We start from the raw sequence: 21420 nt of genomic DNA on the forward strand, positions 1-21420 counted from the left end.
CTATGTACCAGTTTGTACTGGGAAAAATCTCGACTCTTAACGCTGATCCTTATGCTTCAGCGCTTTCAGACATCGCACCGCAGGGCGCGCGACGTGCTCGTTGGCTCGCGGGCCGGACGCTGCTCACTCGCGCATTGTCCCCCGCGCCGCTGCCGGAAATCGTCTTTGGTGAACAGGGTAAACCGGCGTTTGTCGACGCTCGTCCGCTGTGGTTCAACCTGAGCCACAGCGGGGATGATATTGCCCTGCTGCTGAGTGATGAAGGCGAAGTCGGTTGCGATATCGAAGTGATCCGCCCGCGCGATAACTGGCAGGCGTTGGCTAACGCCGTGTTCAGCGTCGCCGAGCATCGTGAGCTGGAACAGGAAACGCCGGAACAAAAACTGTCGGCGTTCTGGCGCATCTGGACGCGCAAAGAGGCGATTGTTAAACAGCGCGGCGGCAGCGCCTGGCAGATTGTCAGTGTCGACAGCGCGGCAAAACAGCCTCATCCGGTGAGCCAAATCCAGTTCGGCTCCCTGAGCCTGGCGGTGTGTACGCCAACCCCTTTTGAACTCACCGCTGAGTCTATTTCACCTTTTTCGCTGCTGGCAGAAAAATAACCAGTACGCCCGCGATAATCAAACCGACGCCCGCCAGCCCGGCCCAGGAGAAACGTTCACTCCAGCCGGGTAGCACGATAGCGGCAATCCACACCAGAATGTAGCTCAGGCTGAGTAGCGCATAGGCCCTGCTCAGCGCCATGCGGTGCAGCGCCAGATACCAGCAGCCCATCGAGGCGATGTAACCGCTCAACCCCAAAAGCAACATGCCGCTGCCTGTGGCGAAATGGAATAACGCCCTCAGTAAAGAGAGCGGTTCAGCGACCGGCGGGAGAGAGACCATCGCCGAGCGCAGCAGAAGCTGCGCCCCACTGACCAGTACCACGCTGCATAGCGCCCAGAATATCCCTTTCACAGGCTACCTCCCAGCAGCACAATACCGGCCATGATCAATCCGACGCCCAGCCAGTGATGAGGCGCGACCTTCTCATGCCAGAACGCTTTTGCAGCCAACGTGACCCAAACAAAATTCAGGCTCAGCATCGGGTACGCAATCCCCACCGGCACGCGCTGAAGCACCATCAGCCACAGCACCATGCCGACGCCCAGCGCCAGCAGGGCCAGGCCGAGCCAGAATACGATATGCCTCCCACGCCCGCCGCTTTTTGCCGGGCGCGTGGCCTGTTTCTGGCAGAGTTGGCCCGCGCAGCTCAGTAGGCTTGCCAGTCCCAGCCAGATCCAGACCGTCATTGTGGCAAATACTGCAGATAGGCCAGACGTCCCTGGATGATGAGAGTGTCAGGCTTGGGTAACTCAGCGCGCGCGAGGTCATCGTTTTTCGACAGTAAAATCACCAGCGAGATTTTCCCCTGCGCACGATGGTCCGCCAGCCAGCTGGCGAAATCATCTTTGCCGATATAACGCCCTTTCACATCAGGATAGTCCAGGCCGTATTTCAGCTCACCGCTCTGACCAAACATGATGATATCGCTGCGTTTCAGGTCCCACGCCAGCCCGGAGGCAATTCCGACGTTATTGGCCAGCACAAAGGTGCTTTCCGTGAGCGGCTGTCGCACCGTATCCACCAGCGACTGCGGCTGTTTGGAATCCACCACCCGATTGGGCACGGCGAATCCGAGCAACAACCCCAGCCCCAGCGGGCAGATCGCCGCCAGCCACCAGCGCTGCTCAGCCCGGCGTAATGTCCACCAGCCGACGAGCGCCCAGACCAGAAACGCCACTACCGCGCAGAAGACTTTGTAGAGCTCGATGGAGGTCCAGACCGGGTGTTTCGTCGGCCCCCACGGCGAGATAACCAGCGCCGCGACGACGCCCAGCACGCCAAATGCCAGGTTGATTACCGCGTTGGCCCGCAGAACTTTCACGCCGTTGCCGACAAGCGAACAGGCGTAGCGCGCCATCAGCATCGCCAGCGGTGCAAAGCACGGCAAAATGTAGGTGGGTAGTTTGCCCTTCGCGATGCTGAAAAACAGCAGCGGCATCACCACCCAGCCTAATAAATAGAACCCACCGCGCGCGTCCTTAGTATCGCGCCAGCCGAGCCGCAGTGCGCCAGGTAGCAGCGCCAGCCACGGTAAACTTCCCGCCATCAGGAACGGAATGTAGTACCAGAACGGCGCTTTGTGCTGGGCATCGCTGCTGGCAAAACGCTGGACATGCTCGACCCAGAAGAAGTAGCGCCAGAAATCCGGCTCGCGATGGGCAATCGCCAGCGCCCACGGCAGGACGATCAGCACGCAGCTCAGCACCGCCAGCCAGCCGAACAGCAGCACCTCTTTCCAGCGTTTTTGCACGATGACCCACGGCAGTACGGCGACGACCGGCACTGCCAGTGCCAGAAATCCTTTGGTCATGACGCCCATGCCGCAGGCCAGCCCGAGCAACAAGTAGCCGCCGATTTTGCCCGCGCGGGTATTCGCCTGCGCGGCAATCCAGAAGCTGCACATCGCGGCGACCAGCCAGAGGGTGATCATCGGGTCCAGCACGGCGTAAGTGCCAACACCATAGACCAGCAGCAAGGTGAGGAAAATCACGCCAGAGGTCAGCGCCACGCGTTTATCGCGCCAGATTTGCCAGGCCAGACAGATAACCAGCAGCGCGGTCAGCCCGGTGGAAAAAATCGCCCCGGCACGCACGGCAAAGTTCGAGTCGCCAAACAGCATCTGGCCGAGGCTGTTGATCCAGTATCCGGCAATTGGTTTTTCAAAATAGCGCAGCCCAAGGAAATGCGGCACCACCCAGTTTCCAGTGGCCAGCATTTCACGGCTGATCTCCGCATAGCGCGTTTCATCCGGCTGCCAGAGCAGACGGATATCAACGGGCAACAGATAGTAAAGCGCAAACAGAACGAAAAGAGCGACACTAAAACGCGCAGATTTCATGGAGCTGGGCTCACGGTTTGTTGATAGCCAAGCCAGCCTTCGCGACCGGCCATTTCATTACGGACAATTTTGCCGACGGGTAACGTGCTGAGGTCGTCGGGCAACATCTCGCTTAACGGACAAAACTGAATGCCTTCCTGCGCGGCCAGTTGCAGCAGCGCCGCGAAGTCCTGCTGATACGCAATCCCCTCCACTTCGGCGTGGATAGTGTAGACCGGCGTGCCGGTATCGCGGTGGATACAGTCGAGGATATAGCGGTTAAAATTCTCCGCCGTCACTTCCCGCCCGACCACTTCATCCCAGGTCGGGAGCGTGACCGGGATTTGCACGGTACCGAACCGCGATTCGCCGAGCTGTGGCAGAAATGGCCCGCTGCCGCGACAGTCGCTGTTATAGCGAAACGTAAACGGCTCTTTGGCGCGAACGACGCGCTGATCCGCGCGCCAGCCCGCCACCGCCGAGCAGTGGACCGGTTTGCCGAGGATCGCCTCCAGCTCCATCAGACCGCGTTCGACTTCGCGGGTCAGACGGGGGATTTTCCACACCCCGCTCCAGGCCTGCCAGGCGTGATGATCCCAGGCGTGCAGCCCGACTTCATGGCTCAGTGCCGCGGTGCGGATAACCTCTTCGTTGCCCGCGCCGATGCGCTTGCCGGGCCAGGCGGTGCCCGCCAGCAGAATATCCCAGCCGTAAAGGGATGCCGCACGGGAGCGCAGCATTTTCATCAGAAAGGTCGGTTTAAACAGGCGCCACAGATGGCGCCCCATGTTGTCAGGCCCGACGCTGAAGAAAAAGCTGGCGCGAACATGATGCTCGCTCAGCAGTTCCAGCAGGCGTGGCACGCCGTCGCGGGTGCCACGAAAGGTATCGACATCAATGCGTAAACCGACTTTTTTCATGATGCCTGTTCCGTCAGCTCCACGGTACGCAGGAAGAAATCGAGGGTTTCGTCGATGGTCTGGACCATATCCACCGTCGGCTCCCAGTTCAGGCAGCGTTTCGCATTGCGGATGCTCGGTTTGCGATGCTCAACGTCCTGATATCCTTTGCCATAATAGCTGCTGCTTTCCACTTCGCGGAAACCGGCAAACGGCGGGAAGCGGTCGCGCAGCGGATGGCGCTCGAAGCTTTCAAGCAGCATTTCGGCCAGCTCGCGGATGCTCGCTTCGTTTTCCGGGTTACCGATGTTGATGATTTCCCCGTCGCAGCGCCCGTCTTTGTTCTCGATGATGCGGAACAGGGCTTCGATGCCGTCGCTGATATCAGTAAAGCAGCGTTTCTGTTTGCCGCCTTCAATCAGCTTAATCGGTGAGCCTTCCACCAGATTGAGGATCAGTTGGGTGATCGCCCGCGAACTGCCGATTCGCGCCGCGTTGAGGTTATCAAGGCGCGGTCCCATCCAGTTAAACGGACGGAACAGGGTGAAGCGCAGATTTTCTTTTTCACCGTATGCCCAGATAACGCGGTCCAGCAGCTGTTTCGATACCGAGTAAATCCAGCGCTGTTTGTTGATAGGCCCGACGACCAGGTTCGAGGTGTCTTCGTCGAACACTTTGTCGGTGCACATACCGTACACTTCCGAGGTGGATGGGAAGATGATGCGCTTGTTGTACTTCACGCAGTCGCGGATGATTTTCAGGTTCTCTTCAAAATCGAGCTCGAAAACGCGCAGCGGATTACGGGTGTATTCGATAGGCGTAGCGATGGCCACCAGCGGCAACACCACGTCGCATTTCTTAATATGGTATTCAATCCACTCGGAATGAATGCTGATATCCCCTTCCACGAAATGGAAACGCGGGCAGTCGAGGAAACGGCTGATCGCATCCGAGCCAATATCAAGGCCATAGATTTCGTAGTTGTCGTCTTTGAGCAAACGCTCGGTCAAATGGTTACCGATAAAACCGTTCACACCGAGGATCAGCACGCGGGTGCGGCGTTTCAGGGCAACAAACGGTGCGCTGGTGACCAGTGCGCCATTCACCAGCCCTAACGACTGCGCCAGCTGTGTGCCCGGCATGTACACACCGTTTTCCGTCTGTCCGGTGACAATTTCCAGCGCCTGTTCACCGCAGGCGATAATCAGCGGGGAAGCGGAAATGACGGTGCCCGGTTTCGCCGCAGGGATGTCCGCGCGCACGCGGGATTTCCAGACGATAAATTTGCTCGCCCCGACATAGGCAACGGCACCCGGCCACGGGTCGGTCACTGCACGTACCAGGTTGTGCAGCTGCGCCGCCGGTTTGGTCCAGTCCAGACGCCCGTCTTCCGGGGTGCGACGGCCAAAACAGGTGGCTTCGCTGTGGTTCTGCTCGGTTTCTTTAATCGTACCCTGACGCAGCGCAGGCAGCGCGTCGCGCAACAGCGTCTGGGCTGCCGCACACAGCTTGTGATGCAGGGTCAGCGCGGTGTCATCGGCATCAATACTGACGCGCTGCTGGGCGGCAATCGCCCCGGCATCGGCACTCTTCACCATGCGGTGCAGCGTCACGCCGGTTTCCGTTTCACCGTTCACCAGCGCCCAGTTCAGCGGCGCACGACCGCGATATTTTGGCAGCAGCGAACCGTGAAGATTAAACGCTCCGCCCGGTGCGGCGTTGAGGATCTCATCGCACAGCAAGTTGCGGTAATAGAAAGAGAAAATCACATCGGGAGCCAGTTTCTGGATGCGGTCCACCCACAGCGGATGGTTCACGTCATCGGGCGCATACACCGGGATTTCACGCTCGGCGGCGATACGCGCCACGGAACTAAAGAAGTGGTTCTCGCCCGCAGTATCCGGGTGAGTGAAAATGGCAGCGATGTCATAGCCCGCTTCCAGAAGGGCTAACGTGCCCGTACAGCCCATATCGTGATAGGCAAAAACAACGGCTTTCATGGGTGATTTCCTTCCTGAGAGGATTTATGTTCCTGACGGACAACACGTTGAATAAAGTAGCGCGGACGTGCGCGGACATCGTTGTAGATACGGCCGATGTACTCACCGAGTAACCCCATGCCGACAAACTGTGCGCCGATAAACATGAACAGCACGGCGAAAAGCATAAAGACCCCTTCCGCCGCCCATTGCGGACCATAGGCCAGACGCAGAACCACCAGCAGCACAGAGAGCGCAAAGCCCATCAGGGCAATGATGCTGCCGAAGACGCTGAGCAAGCGCAGCGGCGTGGTGGTCAGGCAGGTGATCAGGTCGTACATCAGATTGATCAGACGCATAAAGCTGTACTTCGATTCCCCGTGCTCGCGCTCGGCGTGCTGCACTGGGATCTCCGTGGCTTTGCGCGCAAAGGTATTCGCGAGAATTGGAATGAAGGTGCTGCGCTCGTGGCAGTGCAGCATCGCATCGACAATATGACGACGGTAGGCGCGCAACATGCAGCCGTAATCGCCCATCGCCTTGCCAGTGGTACGCTGGATCAGGCGGTTGATGGTGCGCGAGGCCAGCTTGCGGAACACGCTGTCCTGACGGTTCTGGCGCACGGTGCCGACCACGTCATAGCCTTCGTCGGCGGTCGCCACCAGGCGCGGGATCTCCTCCGGCGGGTTCTGCAGATCGGCGTCGAGGGTGATGATCAAATCGCCCGTCACGTGGCTGAAACCGGCCATGATCGCCGAGTGCTGCCCGTAGTTGCGGTTCAGCAGCACCGCCACGATATGACTGCCGTCGGCCTGTGCGGCTTCGGTGAGCATCATCGCGGAGTCGTCGCTGCTGCCGTCATCGACCAGCAAGATTTCATAGGCTTTGCCCATGCTGTCACAGGCGGCAGTCGTACGACGAATCAGCTCTGGCAGGCTCTCCTGTTCGTTATACACGGGGATCACCACAGAGACTTTTTGTACTGGCGGCGCGCTAAACACGTCCATGTCCTGCAAGCTGATGGAGCGCGGTAATGACGCGGGTTGTGTCGTCATGAGTCATATCCGGGAAAAGAGGGAGTGAACAGATGCGCGCGCTGTTCCATTCGGTGTTCGGTAAAGACACGTCCGGGAAACGCTCGCGGTAATATTTTTGCGTGTGAGCCGCGCGGAAATGCAGGCCAGTGCCGATACCCTGGGCTTTCAGGGCTTCCATCAGCGCGTCGCGGGTATAGCCGCACGTCGCTTCATCCACGCGAATAATGAACAAATGCCAGGCATGCAGATGCGGCCAGGCGGGAACATTCAGGGGCATGAACGGTGTGTCGGCAAGCTCCAGCAGATAGCGGCTGGCAATCTCCGCACGGCGGCGGTTGGCATTGCCGAGTTTGCCGAGCTGCACCAGGGCCAGCGCGGCGTTGATATCCGCGAGGTTGTATTTAAAACCGGGAGAGATCACTTCGGCCTGCGGTGCGCGACCGAGCGTCTGGCGGTCAAACGCATCGACGCCGAGACCGTGGAACTTGAGGCTGCGAATACGCTGCGCCAGCTGTTCATCGTCCGTCACCACTAACCCGCCTTCGGCGCAGGTCATGTTTTTGATGGCGTGGAAGGAGAAAATCGCCGTCCCCTGCCAGCCGACGTGGCGGCCTTTGTAGTAGGTCCCGGCAGCGTGGGCGGCGTCTTCAATAACCGGAATGCCGTGGCGCTCGCCAATAGTGCGAATGGCGTCGATATCCGCCGGGGCACCGGCGTAATGCACCGGAATAATGGCTTTGGTGCGCGGCGTGATCGCCGCTTCGACAGCCTCCGGCGTGACCATCAGGGTATCGCGATCGACATCGATCATCACCGGCGTGGCACCCAGCAAGACGATCATATTCAGCGTCGACACCCAGGTCATCGACGGGGTGATCACTTCATCGCCAGGCCCGATACCCAGCGCCATCAGGGTGACATGCATCCCGCCTGTTGCCGAACTGACGGCAATCGCATGGCGGTTTCCCGTCAGGGTGCAAAAAGCTTCTTCCAGCGCCTGATTCTTCGGCCCGGTGGTTATCCAGCCTGACGCCAGAACGTCCTGCAGGGCGGCGATTTCTTCTGCGCCCATCGACGGACGTGAAAAAGGCAGAAAATCACTCATTATTAATTTCCTTGCGATATTAATTCTTTACTGCCGTAAAGGGCGGCTCAGTGAAATCTTGCGGGATGTTATTTAAATAAAGACGAAATAAAATTTAGTCGCTACTTCATTTATGTCAACAAACCATCAACTAACGCCAAACTACCGTTCTTTTCTTAGGAAAGAATTAAGAGATGAATAATCAAAAACCGATGACGCGGATTAAAATCCTTAAAAATCATTTTATTTACAATGTATTATGATTTTTTATCCATAGCTGGTTATTTGTGATGAGGCTCACGACATGTTAAGGATATATTTCAACTCTTCAGTTTAAAAAATAGTAAACGAATGATTAACAGAACCAAGAAAATATCTTTTTCTCGTCATAAATAAGCAATGAGTGCGGAACTTTTGATTTGGATTAATTGTCGCCTTTATTCATGTACGTTTCGCTGGCGCGAGTTCCGTCGAGGTCGCCGCCACCTGCTACGCTTTAGGGTCTGAACGTTAATCATCATAAGGAACAGACCATGAAAATCGATCTGACGGGGAAAGTCGCGCTGGTCACAGCCTCTACCGGCGGCATTGGGTTGGCGATTGCGCGCGGGCTGGCGGAAAGCGGTGCGGAAGTGATCATCAACGGGCGCAGCGCCGAGTCGGTTAATAACGGCATTCAACAGCTTCAACAGGCGGTTCCCGGCGTGCAGGTTCGGGCAACGATTGCCGATCTCAGCTCGCCCGAGGGCGTGGATTCAGTGCTAAAAGTGGCATCGAATGTCGATATCCTGGTGAACAACGCCGGGGTTTACGGGCCGGAGGATTTTTACGCCACCGACGATGACACCTGGAACCGCTACTGGCAGACCAACGTGATGTCCGGCGTGCGCCTGTCGCGCGCCTTGCTGCCTGGCATGGTGCAAAAAGGCTGGGGCCGCGTGGTGTTTATCTCTTCTGAGTCAGCGTGCAATATTCCCGCCGACATGATCCACTACGGCGTGACCAAAACAGCCCAACTGTCGCTGGCGCGCGGTCTGGCCAAATTCGTGGCGGGCAGCGGCGTGACCGTCAACAGCGTCCTGCCGGGACCGACAATGTCGGACGGATTTGCGGCGATGATGAAAGACGAGATGGAAAAAACCGGGAAATCGCTCGAACAGCTGGCGAAAGAGTTCGTGATGGCCAATCGTCCGACGTCGGTTATCCAGCGCGCCTCGACCGTGGAAGAGGTCGCCAATATGGTGGTGTATGTGTGTTCAGTGCAGGCCTCCGCCACCTCCGGTGCGGCATTGCGCGTGGACGGCGGCGTGGTCGACGACATTATTTAGGCATCTGTGCCTGTCACCCGGCGGGCGATAATGAAGTGCGAATGCCAGTAATTATTCGCCAGCGTAGAGACGGTCACACCCTGGCTGGTCGAGGCGTGAATAAACTGATGGTCGCCAATATAGACGCCCACATGACGGCGGTTTGGACCGGTCTGAAAGAAAATTAAATCGCCAGCTTTCAGGCGATATTCTGCCACCTGAACGCCACGGTTGATCTGTTCACCCGTGGTGCGTGGCAGCGACAAATCAGCAGCGTCACTGAACAGATGTTGCATCAGGGCAGAACAATCGACGCCGTGATGTGTAGACCCCCCCCACACATAGTGCGTCCCTTTCCATTTTTGGTATTCATCGAGAATGCGGGCGCGAAGCGGGCCGCTTTCCTGATGCTCCAGTGATGCTCTCGCAGGGGGTAACGAAAGCTGCTGAGAAGGAGATAACATCGATGCTGGCAGTTGAAAACTAAACGCAGAAAATGAAGCAAAACTTAACAAAAGGGTTGAAATAAGCAGTCTAAGCATAAATAACAATTCTAAGCAGTGAGTGAGCTCTTCCTTACCTGTGAGGGGGCAATGTTCCCTCGAATTGGCTTTCAAGGTGGCGATAATATAGACAGCTCAGTTTTTAGCCAATCACTTGTCGGTCCAAAAAAGGACATTGGAGCCCATCGCCAGTTTGCGAAAAAAAAGCACGCGATTGAGGGACTGTGAAGGTAAAGCAGGTAAACTAATGAGCAGAATGTGTATTTCAGCTAAGACATCTTTATGACCAATATGATCGCCGATGAGGCAGTGGCAAAATCCCGTGTGCTTTCCGTTTTTGATTTTGACGGAACCTTGACGCATCACGACAGCTTTATCCCCTTTCTGCGCTTTGCCTTTGGCAAACGCTATTTCGCCGGACGCCTGGTGCGTATGGCGCTGCCGACGATCCATTGTGTGCGCCGTAAACTCACCCGTGATGAACTGAAAGAAGTTCTGGTGAGAACATTCCTGACCGGCGTTGACGAGCACTGGCTGCGCCAGCAGGCCGAGCTGTTTTGCGAAAAATACTGGGGGAAGTTGATGCGCCCGGCAGGCGTGATGGCGGTAGCGGCGGAAGTGAATTCTGGTGCGGAAGTGACGATCTGTTCAGCGTCGCCTGCGCTGGTGTTGCAGCCGTGGGCCGACAAGCTCGGTATTAAGCTGATTGGCACGCAGCTGGAAGTGGTGGATGGCAAATTGACCGGTAATATCACCGGGCATAACTGCCGCTGTGCGCAGAAGGTGGCGAGACTGGAGCGGGTGTATGGCGATCTGAACGATTACCATCTGCGCGCCTGGGGCGATACACGCGGCGACCATGAGCTGCTGGCGGCGGCGCAAGATCCACACTGGCGGCATTTCCACCCGCCAAGAGCGCGACGTAATTCACCGATTAAGTAGTCGGTATCGCCGGGTGGCGGCTTCGCTTTACCCGGCCTACAGATTCCGTGCGGCTTTTTTACCGGGTGGCGGCTCCGCCTTACCCGGCCTACAAAACTTGTTGGCCCGTGCAGGAGAAGCGTCGCCGGGCATATCAGGCCGCACGTTTCCCAGGGAACACCACGCTCGCAATAATTCCTAACGCCAGCACGCCCAGTACCACAAACAGGCTCATGTTCGCGGAGATGTTGTAGCCGTGATGCCAGAAGTGGTCAGTCGCATTCAGCCCCAGTTTGAACGCGACGAAGAACAGTAGCAGCACCACGGATTTCTCCAGATGGACCAGGTACTGTTTCAGCGCTTCGAGCACAAAATAGAGCGTACGCAGGCCAAGGATCGCGAACATCATCGCGCTGTAAATGATCAGCGGTTCGCGGCTAACGGCGATAATCGCGGGTACGGAATCAAAAGCAAACATCACGTCAGACAGCTCAACTACCGCCACGCACAGCAGCAGCGGCGTCGCGTAGCGCTTCGCTTTTTTGACGCGCCCTACCATCACATCCTGGTTTTCCGGTTTTTCCAGCTCCGCATCCACCTCTTTCTGCGTCAGCAAAAAGGCGTTGCTGCTGATCTTCGGCCACACCGGGTAAAAGCGTTTTACCAGGCGATACGCCAGATGGTGGGAATAATCTTCCACCTCGTCGCTCTCTTCGTTACGACGGAGCATCATCAGCGCAGTCCAGCCTACCACCAGCGCAAAAATCACTTCCACGTAAGGCCCCAGGCTCAACAAGCTGGTCCCGATCGCCACGAAAATCCCACGGAACACAATCGCCCCCAGCACGCCCCAGTAGAGCACGCGATGACGATACTTATCCGGCACGCCGAACCAGGCGAAAATCGCCATCATCACGAACAGGTTATCGACTGAGAGCACCTCTTCCAGCGCATAGCCGGTGAGGAACAGGCTCGCCATTTCGGCACCGTGATGGACATACAGGAACCCGGCAAACGCCATCGCTAACATGACCCAGAACAGGGACCACATCACGGCGCTTTTCAGCGAGATAGGTTTGTCATGACGGTGCATGAAGAGATCGATAAACATCGCCCCGACCGCCATCACCACAAAGACAACAACGGTTTCCGTCGGGAAACCGAGATGAGCAGATTCCATTACACAACCCTTTTTGAGTACAAAATACACACCATGCAAAATGCAAAAACGAACAAAATAAAAAGTGGGCTATATGCCGCCCCAATCAAGTTTATCACTGACCTTTGGCTTCATCCTCAGCCTTGATTCTGTGCGGCTGCTCCAGCACCATTGTTTGCGTCTGGCTCAGGCTAATGCCCGCCGCACGCAGCATTTTAAGGATTTCATACAGCAGGTCGCTGCGCGTTCCGCTGACCATACGCGGGCTGTTCACGTACCCGGTCACGCTCAGCACAATGCCGTTTGGCCCCAGCTCTTTAAAACTGACCGATGGCGCAGGCGTTTCCAGAATGGAGTCATGCAAGGAATACGCTTCCAGAAGCAGATTGCGCACCTGTTCCGGGTCGATATCCAGCGGGAAAGTCAGCGCGATGGTGGCAACGCCCTGCGCATTACCCATCGTCGCGTTACGCACGTTCTGGGAAATGAGCTGCGAGTTCGGGACAATGACCGTGGATTTATCACTGAGCTGAATTTCCGTCGCACGCACGTTGATGCGACGGATATCACCTTCCACACCACTGATGCTCACCAAATCCCCCACTTTCACCGGGCGTTCCGTCAGCAGAATCAGACCGGAGATAAAGTTCTTTACGATCTCCTGCAAACCAAAACCGATACCGACCGACAAGGCGCTGACGATCCACGCCAGCCGATTCCACTCAATGCCGAGCATCGACAGGGTGAGCATAATCAGCAGGACGTAACCGACGTTGGTGAACAGCGTCACCAGCGACGCGCGCAGCCCTCTGTCCATCGTGGTTTTCGGCAGGAATTCGTGATCCAGCCAGCGGCGCGAGGAGCGCAAGATGTACCATCCGACCACCAGGCACAGCACGGCATTGACCGCGTGCGCCGGGATGATGTTCATGCTCTCAAGACCTTTCCCGCCCCAGATGTCGGCGATTTTACTGACCAGTTCTAGCGGCGTGGTGGTGCCGAAGGTGCCGTTGAGCAACGCAACGAGGGCCATCAACAGCAGCGTGGTTTTACCCAGCGCAGAGAACAGCGTCGATGCCAGAGACAGATGGCGCTCGTTGACGCTCAGCGTGCTTTGTAAAATCTTCCCGCTTTGAGTGGTCGGCGAGAACACCGCTTCGCACAGATCCACCACGAAGTGGATCAGCAGATACAGGCAGCTGACCACCAGGCCAATCCACAGCAGCTCGAAGGTGACAAACCGCGCCAACGGAATATAGCCAATCAACAGCGCAAGCAGAATCACGAACGCCGTCAGGCTGATCACCAGATGGATAAGACCCGCCATCGTCGAACGCGCCTCGGTTTGCTCGCCTTCAGCGCGCATTTTACGCCGCATTCGGTTAACGCGTATTGGGGCGATCAGGCAGTTCAGCGCCACCAGCAGCGCCGACAAACCGTTACCAAACAGCGTCGCATCAATGCTCGACCCGACCAGGCCGTTGAGCTGCTCGATAATGCCGAAAATGAAAATAAACGCCGCAAGCAGAATCGGGAACGAGGCGAGCGTTTTCGCCAGCGGATCGGCAATGCCCGGCAAGCGCCACGACGGATGGCTGTTCGACAGCAACGCGATCCCCAGACCGGCAATCACCGCCGAGAACCAGGTAAGTTCAATCAACTGATCGGCAAAATCCATCACCAGGCGGGAGGTGTCCGGCAAACGCGTGAAGATATAGCACAGCAGTTGCATGCTGATGCCGAACGTTACCGTGGTGCTGAGCGTGGTGAAACAGGCGAGGAAGCTGCGGCGAAAACGCCCCTGCGGTAACCAGCGCGGCAGGATCCAGTTCATCGGTTTATCCAGCGCTTTGCGTCCGAACAGACCAATAATGAGCGCCAGTAATAGATAAAAACCGGAGCCTAAGTACCACTCTTCGTCCCACGCCTGATGCCAGGCGTCGCTGACCTGCGAGCCAAATTCATTAAACCGCTGCGTGTCTTTCTCATTGGGCGAGATCAGCGGCGACCAGAATTTCTCCCCCAGAATGCTGCCCGTATTCAGGGCGATCTGCGTTTTCAGCGCATCGCGTCGCAGGCCGTAGATTTGGCTGGAGAGATTCTGGGCATTAACGGCGATAGCTTTGACTTGCTCAATCTGGGTGGTCAGCAGCGTTTTGCTGTTATTAAGTTGCTTACGCTGGCCGACTACCTGCGCCGTTTCCGTGACCGTACCCGGAGCGGGAGCCGGGCCGAGGACATCAAGCTGCGCCTGAATCTGCGTCAGCTGGGGCGCGAGCTGCACGGCCAGTTTATTTGCGTCTTCGGCGAGTTTGAGCGCATCGTCATTCAGAGCGGTGAATTTCTTTTCCGTCTTCACCGCAGAAACCTGCTGCTTGAGCGTATCCAGCCGTTTTTGCAGAGCCGGAAGCGCGGTGCTGACGTTCACCTTTACCGGCTGTTCGGTCTCGGTGGTCGCAGGAGCGTCTTCCGCCTGTGAAAGAAAAGGCGTCATCATCAGACATAACAACAATGCCAGCAGCGCTGGCATTTTTAACATTTTTTGCATAGTCAGGTTATATCCGCGAATTCAAAAAAATGGATGATTAATCGCTTTGCGCCAGTGCCTGCGCACAGGCCCACGCGCTGGCCCAGGCCCACTGGAAGTTGTATCCGCCCAGCCAGCCCGTCACGTCCATCACTTCACCGATAAAGTACAGGCCAGGAACCTTGCGGGCTTCCATTGTTCGGGAAGAGAGTTCGTCGGTGTCCACGCCGCCCAGCGTCACTTCTGCCGTGCGATAGCCTTCGGTGCCGTTTGGCTGGACGCGCCAGTGGGTCAGCGTGTCGACCAGCGCCTGCTGATCGCGTACGTTGAGTTGCTTAAGCGTAACATCTGGAATTTGCCCCAGCAGTTGCAGACATTCAATCAGACGTTTCGGCAACTGCATCGCCAGTGTGTTTTTCAGGCTTTGATTCGGATGCGCAGCGCGTTGTTCATCAAGGAACGCTGCCAAATCGCAGTCCGGGACTAAATTGACGGTAACGAACTCGCCCGGCTGCCAGTAGCTGGAGATTTGCAGCACTGCCGGGCCAGACAGTCCACGATGGGTGAAAAGCAGGTTTTCGCGAAAAACCGTGCCGTCTTCAGCGGTGATCGTCGAGGCCACCGATACGCCGGACAATGTCTGAAGCTGCTCCAGCAGCGGTTTGTGCAGGGTAAACGGCACCAGACCTGCGCGCGTTGGCAGCACTTTCAGGCCAAACTGCTCGGCGATTTTATAGCCAAACGGCGTTGCGCCCAGTCCTGGCATCGACAGTCCGCCGCTGGCAATCACCAGTTTGTCGGCGCTAACCGTGTCGCCGTTCAGTTCCAGCGTATAACCGCTGTCATCGCGCGAGACGCTCAGGACTTCAGTACGCAAGCGTGTGATGACGCTACCCTTCTCGCATTCGGCCACCAGCATATCGACAATCTGCTGCGCGGAGTCATCACAAAACAGCTGGCCCAGCGTTTTTTCGTGCCAGGCAATTCCGTGTTTACCGACCAGATCGATAAAATCCCACTGGGTATATCGCGCCAGGGCAGATTTGCAAAAATGACGGTTTTGGCTCAAATACGCGGCGGGTTCGACATATAAATTCGTAAAGTTGCAGCGACCCCCGCCAGACATCAGGATCTTGCGGCCGGGTTTCTTACCATTATCCAGCAACAGAACACGACGACCCGCCTGCCCGGCCATCGCCGCACAGAACATTCCCGCCGCACCGGCGCCAATAATGACGGCATCAAACCTTTCCACATCAAAATCCTCTTGTTTAACCGGCGCGAATTGTAAAGTTTCCTATGTGGTCGCACCAGCGCAAAAAAGCGATATGTCAGTCATTTATTTGAAATATAAAATATATTTCTTTACCAGACGTAAACAAACCAGAAGGTATATCAAAAAAAAGCTATATTTCACTTTGCCCGTTGCGCATTTGTCCTGGATAATGCGCCGCGTTCATGTCCTCCTAAATGGCGTAACGTCCTATGCTACATTTGTTTGCTGGTCTGGATTTACATACCGGGCTTTTACTATTGCTTGCTCTGGCATTTGTACTGTTTTACGAAGCTATCAATGGCTTCCACGACACTGCGAACGCAGTCGCAACGGTTATCTACACTCGCGCAATGCGATCGCAAGTTGCGGTTGTTATGGCGGCTGTCTTTAACTTCTTTGGTGTTCTTCTCGGTGGTCTAAGCGTAGCCTACGCCATCGTTCACATGCTGCCTACGGATCTGCTTCTGAATATGAGTTCAGCGCATGGTCTTGCGATGGTATTTTCTATGCTGCTTGCCGCCATTATCTGGAACCTCGGTACCTGGTATTTCGGCCTGCCTGCATCCAGTTCTCACACGCTGATCGGCGCGATTATCGGTATCGGGTTAACTAACGCCCTGATGACCGGCACGTCTGTCGTTGACGCACTGAACATCCCTAAAGTGATGGGGATCTTCGGTTCACTGATTATTTCCCCTATTGTGGGCCTGGTCGTTGCAGGTGGATTGATTTTCATCCTGCGTCGTTACTGGAGCGGTACCAAAAAACGCGCCCGTATTCACCTGACTCCCGCAGAACGTGAAAAGAAAGATGGCAAGAAAAAGCCGCCATTCTGGACGCGTATCGCTCTGATTCTTTCCGCTATTGGTGTCGCCTTCTCTCACGGCGCAAACGACGGTCAGAAAGGCATTGGCCTGGTCATGCTGGTCCTGATTGGTGTCGCTCCGGCAGGGTTCGTGGTCAACATGAACGCCACCGGATACGAAATCACCCGTACCCGTGATGCCGTTAACAACGTCGAAGTTTACTTCCAGCAGCACCCTGAGCTGTTGAAACGAGTGACCGGTGTTGATCAACTGATTCCTTCTCCACAGCCAGGCGCCACTACCGCACCAGGCGAGTTCCACTGCCATCCGGCAAACGCGATCAGCGCGCTGGAACGTGCTAAAGGAATGCTGAGTGATATCGAAAGCTACGACAAACTGACCGTTGATCAACGTGGCCAGCTGCGTCGTATCATGCTGTGCATCTCTGATGTGACCGATAAAGTCGCGAAACAGCCTGATGTGAACAACGATGACCAGCGTCTGCTGAAGAAACTGAAAGGCGATATGCTCAATACCATTGAGTACGCGCCAATCTGGATAATCATGGCGGTCGCGCTGGCACTGGGTATCGGGACAATGATTGGCTGGCGTCGTGTGGCGACCACCATCGGCGAGAAGATTGGTAAGAAAGGCATGACGTATGCGCAGGGTATGTCCGCGCAGATGACCGCTGCCGTTTCTATCGGTCTGGCGAGCTACACCGGTATGCCGGTTTCAACCACTCACGTTCTGTCTTCTTCGGTTGCCGGTACGATGATTGTTGATGGCGGCGGTTTGCAGCGTAAAACCGTGACCAACATTCTGATGGCCTGGGTGTTTACCCTACCGGCATCGATTCTGCTTTCGGGTGGCCTGTACTGGCTGTCGCTGAAACTGATTTGATGTAAGACTGGAAATGAAAAAGCGGGTCAGGAAACTGACCCGCTTTTTTTTGGCTCAATGCCAAATCACCAGCGCCACCATACTCACCACAACCAGCCCGCACAGGGCACTGGTCAAAATGAACTGACGACGCAGACGCTCACAACGACGGATAAACTCGTCATCATGATGATCGCGATAGCGCTGGGCGTAGATGTACCACACCAGACGCATCTGTTTGCTGGGCTGTCCATGCGACGTGAAGAAGCCTCCACCATCCACATACTGATAAAGCAACGGATCGCAACCACGAAGTACCACTAATAGCGCGCGTAATGATGAGAAATAGCGCGCCATATTCACTATGCAAACCACACATAAAGCCCAAAACAATGCGACGGTGCTAATCATACTTCCTCCCCGGCGTCCGCCCACGAAGCAAGACTTCTGGACAACCGCACCCCAATGCCCTGACAGACAGATCAGTGAAAGAATGACGAAAGTCGATCGGGTTCACGTTTTAATATCCGAACGGCTCATTAAATAGTGTAGGAGATCCGTTAATTTTTTTGCCACAAGGTTAATCGTTATCAACACCAAAGCTTGAAAAATTTGTTGAACTGGGCCGTAATGAAGACAGATAGACGACGGCTTAACTGATAGTCATCGATAACTTAAGGAAGGAGTAACACTATGGCTTACAAACACATTCTCATCGCGGTAGACCTCTCCCCGGAGAGCAAAGTGCTGGTTGATAAAGCGGTATCCATGGCACGCCCATACAACGCGAAAGTTTCTTTGATTCACGTTGATGTGAATTACTCCGATCTCTACACCGGTCTTATCGACGTCAATCTTGGCGATATGCAAAAACGCATCTCCGAAGAGACTCATCACGCGCTGTCTGAGCTCTCCACCAATGCAGGCTACCCAATTACCGAAACCTTAAGTGGTAGCGGCGATCTGGGTCAGGTGCTGGTCGATGCGATTAAGAAATACGATATGGATCTGGTCGTTTGCGGTCATCACCAGGATTTCTGGAGCAAACTGATGTCCTCCGCACGCCAGCTGATCAACACCGTTCACGTTGATATGCTGATTGTTCCGCTGCGTGATGAAGAGGACGAGTAAGGTTTTCCCCTCACCCTAACCCTCTCCCAAAGGGAGAGGGAACCACCGATCGAGCCCCTCTCCCCGTGGGAGAGGGGTTGGGGTGAGGGCATCAGGCCGCACCCTCCGCCGCCGTCCCCGAATAAATATCAAACCGATGCCCCTTCGTGACCACGGCATTCGTGGTCGCGATATCCGCCAGTGGCGGCGCATAGTCCGGGCGCTTCACCACTACGCGTTTGGTCGCCAACTGGCGTGCCGGTTCAAGCAAACCATCCGCATCCAAATCCGGTCCTACCAGCGACTGGAACACCCGCATCTCTTTCTTCACCAGCGCACTCTTCTGCTTGTGCGGGAACATCGGATCGAGATAAACCACCTGCGGGCGCGGCGTGATATCCGTCAGCGCCGTCAGGCTGGAGGCGTGAATCAGCTGTAAGCGTTCCTGCAACCACGGACCAATCTCCGGGTCGGCATATCCGCGTGCCAGACCATCGTCGAGGAGTGCGGCGACCACCGGATTACGTTCCAGCATCCGCACACGGCAGCCCACCGACGCTAACACAAAGGCATCGCGCCCCAGGCCTGCCGTCGCGTCGACCACGTCCGGAAGATAGCTCCCCTTCACGCCGACCGCCTTCGCCACCGCTTCGCCGCGACCGCCGCCAAATTTGCGACGGTGCGCCATCGCGCCGCCGACGAAATCGACAAAGATCCCGCCAAGCTTCGGCTCATCGCTTTTGCGCAGCTCCAGATGGTCCGGCGTCATCACCAGCGCCATCAGATTATCGGCATCGTGCTCCAGCCCCCAACGGGCGGCAAGAACAGATAAGGCGCCGTCTCCGGCGCCTGTTTCATCCATCAAACAAATTTTCACGAACGCGATTAGCCTTTAATTCCGTAATGTTCCAGCATCGCATCCAGCTGCGGCTCACGGCCACGGAAGCGTTTAAACAGCTCCATTGGCTCTTCGGAACCGCCGCGCGTCAGGATGTTATCGAGGAACGACTGACCGGTATCGCGGTTGAAGATCCCTTCCTCTTCGAAGCGCGAGAAGGCATCGGCTGCCAGCACGTCGGCCCACAGGTAGCTGTAGTAGCCCGCCGCGTAGCCGCCCGCGAAGATATGGCTGAATGCATGCGGGAAACGACCCCACGATGGCCCAGGAATGAGCGCCACCTGCTTCTTGATTTCACCCAGGGTTTCGAGGATTTTCGCCCCTTGCTCCGGGCTGAACTCCGCATGCAGGCGGAAGTCGAACAGGCCGAACTCCAGCTGGCGCAGGATAAACATCGCCGCCTGGTAGTTTTTCGCCGCCAGCATTTTATCCAGCAGCTCTTTCGGCAGCGGTTCGCCGGTTTCATAGTGACCTGAGATAAACGCCAGCGCGTCCGGCTCCCAGCACCAGTTTTCCATAAACTGGCTCGGCAGCTCGACCGCATCCCACGGCACACCGCTGATGCCCGACACACCCGCCGCTTCGATACGGGTCAGCATATGGTGCAGACCGTGGCCGAACTCATGGAACAGGGTGATCACTTCGTCGTGGGTGAACAGCGCCGGTTTGCCGTTAACCGGACGGTTAAAGTTACAGGTCAGGTAGGCGACCGGCTTTTGCAGCGAGCCGTCGGCTTTACGCATCTGACCGACGCAGTCGTCCATCCACGCCCCGCCGCGTTTGTTCTCACGCGCATACAGATCCAGATAGAAACTGCCGCGCAGCTCGTTTTTCTCGTCGTACAGCTCGAAGAAGCGCACTTCCGGATGCCAGACTTCCACGTCGTGACGCTCTTTGGCGGTGATACCGTAGATGCGTTTCACCACTTCGAACAGGCCGTTCACGGCTTTGCTTTCCGGGAAGTACGGGCGCAGCTGCTCGTCGCTGATGCTGTAGAGATGCTGTTTCTGTTTTTCGCTGTAGTAGGCGATGTCCCACGGCTGCAGGTCTTTCACGCCGCACTCCGCTTTGGCGAAGGCACGCAGCTGAGCCAGCTCTTTTTCGCCCTGCGGACGCGCGCGTTTGGCGAGATCGGTTAAGAAATCGAGCACCTGCTGTGGGTTTTCCGCCATTTTGGTGGCGAGGGATTTTTCGGCGTAGCTGTCAAAGCCCAGCAGTTGCGCCAGCTCATGACGCAGGGCGAGGATTTCCGCCATCACCGGGCTGTTGTCCCATTTCCCGGCGTTCGGGCCCTGGTCAGAGGCGCGAGTGCTGTACGCGCGGTAGAGTTCTTCGCGCAGCGCCTGGTTGTCGCAGTAGGTCATCACCGGTAGATAGCTCGGGATATCCAGCGTCAGGAGATAACCTTCCTGCTCTTTCGCTTCGGCCTGCGCTTTGGCCGCAGCCAGCGCGCTTTCTGGCATACCTGCCAGCTCGGCTTCATCGGTGATGAGCTTCGTCCAGCCCATGGTAGCGTCGAGCACGTTGTTGCTGTACTGGTTGCCGAGCTCAGACAGACGCGCGGCGATTTCACCGTAGCGCTGCTGTTTCTCTTTCGGCAGGCCGATGCCCGACAGTTCAAAGTCACGCAGGGCGTTATCGACCGCTTTCTTCTGGGCGATATCCAGTTTTGCGTAGTTTTCGCCGTCACGCAGATCGCGATACGCGTTATACAGCCCTTCGTGCTGACCGACCCAGGTGCTGTACTCAGAGAGCAGCGGCAAGGTTTGTTCGTAGGCTTCGCGCAGCTCCGGGCTGTTTTTCACCGAGTTCAGATGGCTCACCGGCGAGAAAATACGGCCCAGCACATCATCCACTTCCGCCAGGCGCTGGCACAGATTATCCCAGGTATAGGGTGCGCCCTGCGCAACCACGCGCTCTACCGCCTCGCGACAGTTATCCAGCGACTGAGTAACAGCCGGGACAACGTGCTCAGGGAGGATTTTAGAAAACGGCGGCAACGAAAAAGGCGTGAGTAATGGATTGGTCATAAGCGCTGTCCTGTTGAATAAGGTGAATGAAGCGCGCATCCGGCGCTGGGCATATTGTTTCTGTAATGGGGATAAGTGT

General features: G+C 56.4%; 19 protein-coding genes. 5 read left to right on the forward strand and 14 right to left on the reverse strand.

Annotation, left to right across the window (positions count from 1 at the left end; translation table 11 throughout):
• Nucleotides 1–2 precede the first annotated feature (2 nt).
• The gene (acpT, locus tag JBO43_RS21630; protein WP_202675039.1) at nucleotides 3–602 is read left to right on the forward strand and encodes a 4'-phosphopantetheinyl transferase AcpT; all 600 of its coding nucleotides are present in this window, start codon (nucleotides 3–5) and stop codon (nucleotides 600–602) included.
• On the opposite strand, the gene arnF is transcribed toward acpT, so the two are convergent.
• Genes arnF through arnB form a run of 7 tightly spaced genes read right to left on the reverse strand, consistent with a single transcriptional unit; the run spans nucleotide 568 to nucleotide 7943 of the window.
• The gene (arnF, locus tag JBO43_RS21635) at nucleotides 568–957 is read right to left on the reverse strand and encodes a 4-amino-4-deoxy-L-arabinose-phosphoundecaprenol flippase subunit ArnF (RefSeq protein ID WP_095283798.1); all 390 of its coding nucleotides are present in this window, start codon (nucleotides 955–957) and stop codon (nucleotides 568–570) included. The genes acpT and arnF overlap by 35 nt on opposite strands.
• On the reverse strand, nucleotides 954–1292 hold the full coding sequence (arnE, locus tag JBO43_RS21640) for a 4-amino-4-deoxy-L-arabinose-phosphoundecaprenol flippase subunit ArnE (protein WP_095283799.1): 339 nt from the start codon (nucleotides 1290–1292) through the stop codon (nucleotides 954–956). The genes arnF and arnE overlap by 4 nt, the downstream gene beginning before the upstream one ends.
• Entirely contained in the window at nucleotides 1289–2944 is a 1656-nt protein-coding gene (gene arnT, locus JBO43_RS21645) for a lipid IV(A) 4-amino-4-deoxy-L-arabinosyltransferase (protein ID WP_202675041.1), read from the reverse strand. Before arnT ends, arnE begins: the two co-directional genes overlap by 4 nt.
• A complete protein-coding gene (gene arnD / locus JBO43_RS21650; RefSeq protein ID WP_202675043.1) occupies nucleotides 2941–3843 on the reverse strand; it encodes a 4-deoxy-4-formamido-L-arabinose-phosphoundecaprenol deformylase in 903 nt (300 codons plus the stop codon). Before arnD ends, arnT begins: the two co-directional genes overlap by 4 nt.
• Nucleotides 3840–5822, reverse strand: coding sequence for a bifunctional UDP-4-amino-4-deoxy-L-arabinose formyltransferase/UDP-glucuronic acid oxidase ArnA (gene arnA, locus JBO43_RS21655; RefSeq protein WP_103947407.1), 1983 nt, complete (start codon nucleotides 5820–5822; stop codon nucleotides 3840–3842). The genes arnD and arnA overlap by 4 nt, the downstream gene beginning before the upstream one ends.
• Complete coding sequence (gene arnC, locus JBO43_RS21660; RefSeq protein ID WP_095284418.1) at nucleotides 5819–6802, reverse strand: undecaprenyl-phosphate 4-deoxy-4-formamido-L-arabinose transferase; 984 nt, start codon at nucleotides 6800–6802, stop codon at nucleotides 5819–5821. The genes arnA and arnC overlap by 4 nt, the downstream gene beginning before the upstream one ends.
• The gene (gene arnB, locus JBO43_RS21665) at nucleotides 6795–7943 is read right to left on the reverse strand and encodes a UDP-4-amino-4-deoxy-L-arabinose aminotransferase (RefSeq protein ID WP_095283803.1); all 1149 of its coding nucleotides are present in this window, start codon (nucleotides 7941–7943) and stop codon (nucleotides 6795–6797) included. Before arnB ends, arnC begins: the two co-directional genes overlap by 8 nt.
• A 512-nt stretch (nucleotides 7944–8455) precedes the next feature.
• Between arnB and JBO43_RS21670 the strand changes: the two genes are divergently transcribed.
• Nucleotides 8456–9250, forward strand: a complete 795-nt coding sequence (locus JBO43_RS21670) for an SDR family NAD(P)-dependent oxidoreductase (protein WP_202675045.1) — start codon at nucleotides 8456–8458, stop codon at nucleotides 9248–9250.
• On the opposite strand, the gene JBO43_RS21675 is transcribed toward JBO43_RS21670, so the two are convergent.
• On the reverse strand, nucleotides 9247–9693 hold the full coding sequence (locus JBO43_RS21675; RefSeq protein ID WP_202675047.1) for an NlpC/P60 family protein: 447 nt from the start codon (nucleotides 9691–9693) through the stop codon (nucleotides 9247–9249). The two genes, JBO43_RS21670 and JBO43_RS21675, sit on opposite strands and share 4 nt — an antisense overlap.
• 321 nt (nucleotides 9694–10014) lie before the next feature.
• Here JBO43_RS21675 and JBO43_RS21680 point away from each other — a divergent pair, with 321 nt between their 5' ends.
• Nucleotides 10015–10674, forward strand: a complete 660-nt coding sequence (locus JBO43_RS21680) for an HAD family hydrolase (RefSeq protein ID WP_095283805.1) — start codon at nucleotides 10015–10017, stop codon at nucleotides 10672–10674.
• A 133-nt stretch (nucleotides 10675–10807) separates the two neighbouring features.
• On the opposite strand, the gene JBO43_RS21685 is transcribed toward JBO43_RS21680, so the two are convergent.
• The 3 genes from JBO43_RS21685 to JBO43_RS21695 all read right to left on the reverse strand — a co-directional run bounded on the left by JBO43_RS21685 (nucleotide 10808) and on the right by JBO43_RS21695 (nucleotide 15594).
• The gene (locus JBO43_RS21685) at nucleotides 10808–11833 is read right to left on the reverse strand and encodes a TerC/Alx family metal homeostasis membrane protein (protein WP_095283806.1); all 1026 of its coding nucleotides are present in this window, start codon (nucleotides 11831–11833) and stop codon (nucleotides 10808–10810) included.
• Between the two features lie 94 nt (nucleotides 11834–11927).
• On the reverse strand, nucleotides 11928–14360 hold the full coding sequence (locus JBO43_RS21690; RefSeq protein ID WP_095283807.1) for a DUF3772 domain-containing protein: 2433 nt from the start codon (nucleotides 14358–14360) through the stop codon (nucleotides 11928–11930).
• A 37-nt stretch (nucleotides 14361–14397) separates the two neighbouring features.
• Nucleotides 14398–15594 (reverse strand): BaiN/RdsA family NAD(P)/FAD-dependent oxidoreductase, encoded by a 1197-nt coding sequence (locus JBO43_RS21695; protein WP_095283808.1) that lies wholly within the window; start codon nucleotides 15592–15594, stop codon nucleotides 14398–14400.
• Between the two features lie 230 nt (nucleotides 15595–15824).
• On the opposite strand from JBO43_RS21695, the gene pitA reads away from it, so the two are divergent.
• Nucleotides 15825–17324 carry an inorganic phosphate transporter PitA gene (gene pitA / locus JBO43_RS21700; RefSeq protein ID WP_095283809.1) on the forward strand — a complete coding sequence of 500 codons (1500 nt, stop codon included), beginning with the start codon at nucleotides 15825–15827 and terminating at the stop codon, nucleotides 17322–17324.
• Nucleotides 17325–17378: 54 nt separating this feature from the next.
• Here the strand turns inward: pitA and uspB are convergent, their stop codons facing one another.
• Nucleotides 17379–17714 (reverse strand): universal stress protein UspB, encoded by a 336-nt coding sequence (gene uspB, locus JBO43_RS21705; RefSeq protein WP_095283811.1) that lies wholly within the window; start codon nucleotides 17712–17714, stop codon nucleotides 17379–17381.
• Nucleotides 17715–17996: 282 nt separating this feature from the next.
• On the opposite strand from uspB, the gene uspA reads away from it, so the two are divergent.
• Complete coding sequence (uspA, locus tag JBO43_RS21710) at nucleotides 17997–18434, forward strand: universal stress protein UspA (protein ID WP_003861223.1); 438 nt, start codon at nucleotides 17997–17999, stop codon at nucleotides 18432–18434.
• A gap of 91 nt (nucleotides 18435–18525) precedes the next feature.
• Here the strand turns inward: uspA and rsmJ are convergent, their stop codons facing one another.
• Both rsmJ and prlC read right to left on the reverse strand, forming a co-directional pair.
• Nucleotides 18526–19290: a 16S rRNA (guanine(1516)-N(2))-methyltransferase RsmJ gene (rsmJ, locus tag JBO43_RS21715; RefSeq protein ID WP_202675049.1), complete on the reverse strand. Its 765-nt coding sequence runs from the start codon at nucleotides 19288–19290 to the stop codon at nucleotides 18526–18528.
• A gap of 8 nt (nucleotides 19291–19298) precedes the next feature.
• Nucleotides 19299–21341 (reverse strand): oligopeptidase A, encoded by a 2043-nt coding sequence (prlC, locus tag JBO43_RS21720; protein ID WP_202675051.1) that lies wholly within the window; start codon nucleotides 21339–21341, stop codon nucleotides 19299–19301.
• Nucleotides 21342–21420 lie beyond the last annotated feature (79 nt).

This window comes from Lelliottia jeotgali (assembly GCF_016771845.1).
Taxonomy (GTDB): Bacteria; Pseudomonadota; Gammaproteobacteria; order Enterobacterales; family Enterobacteriaceae; genus Enterobacter; species Enterobacter jeotgali.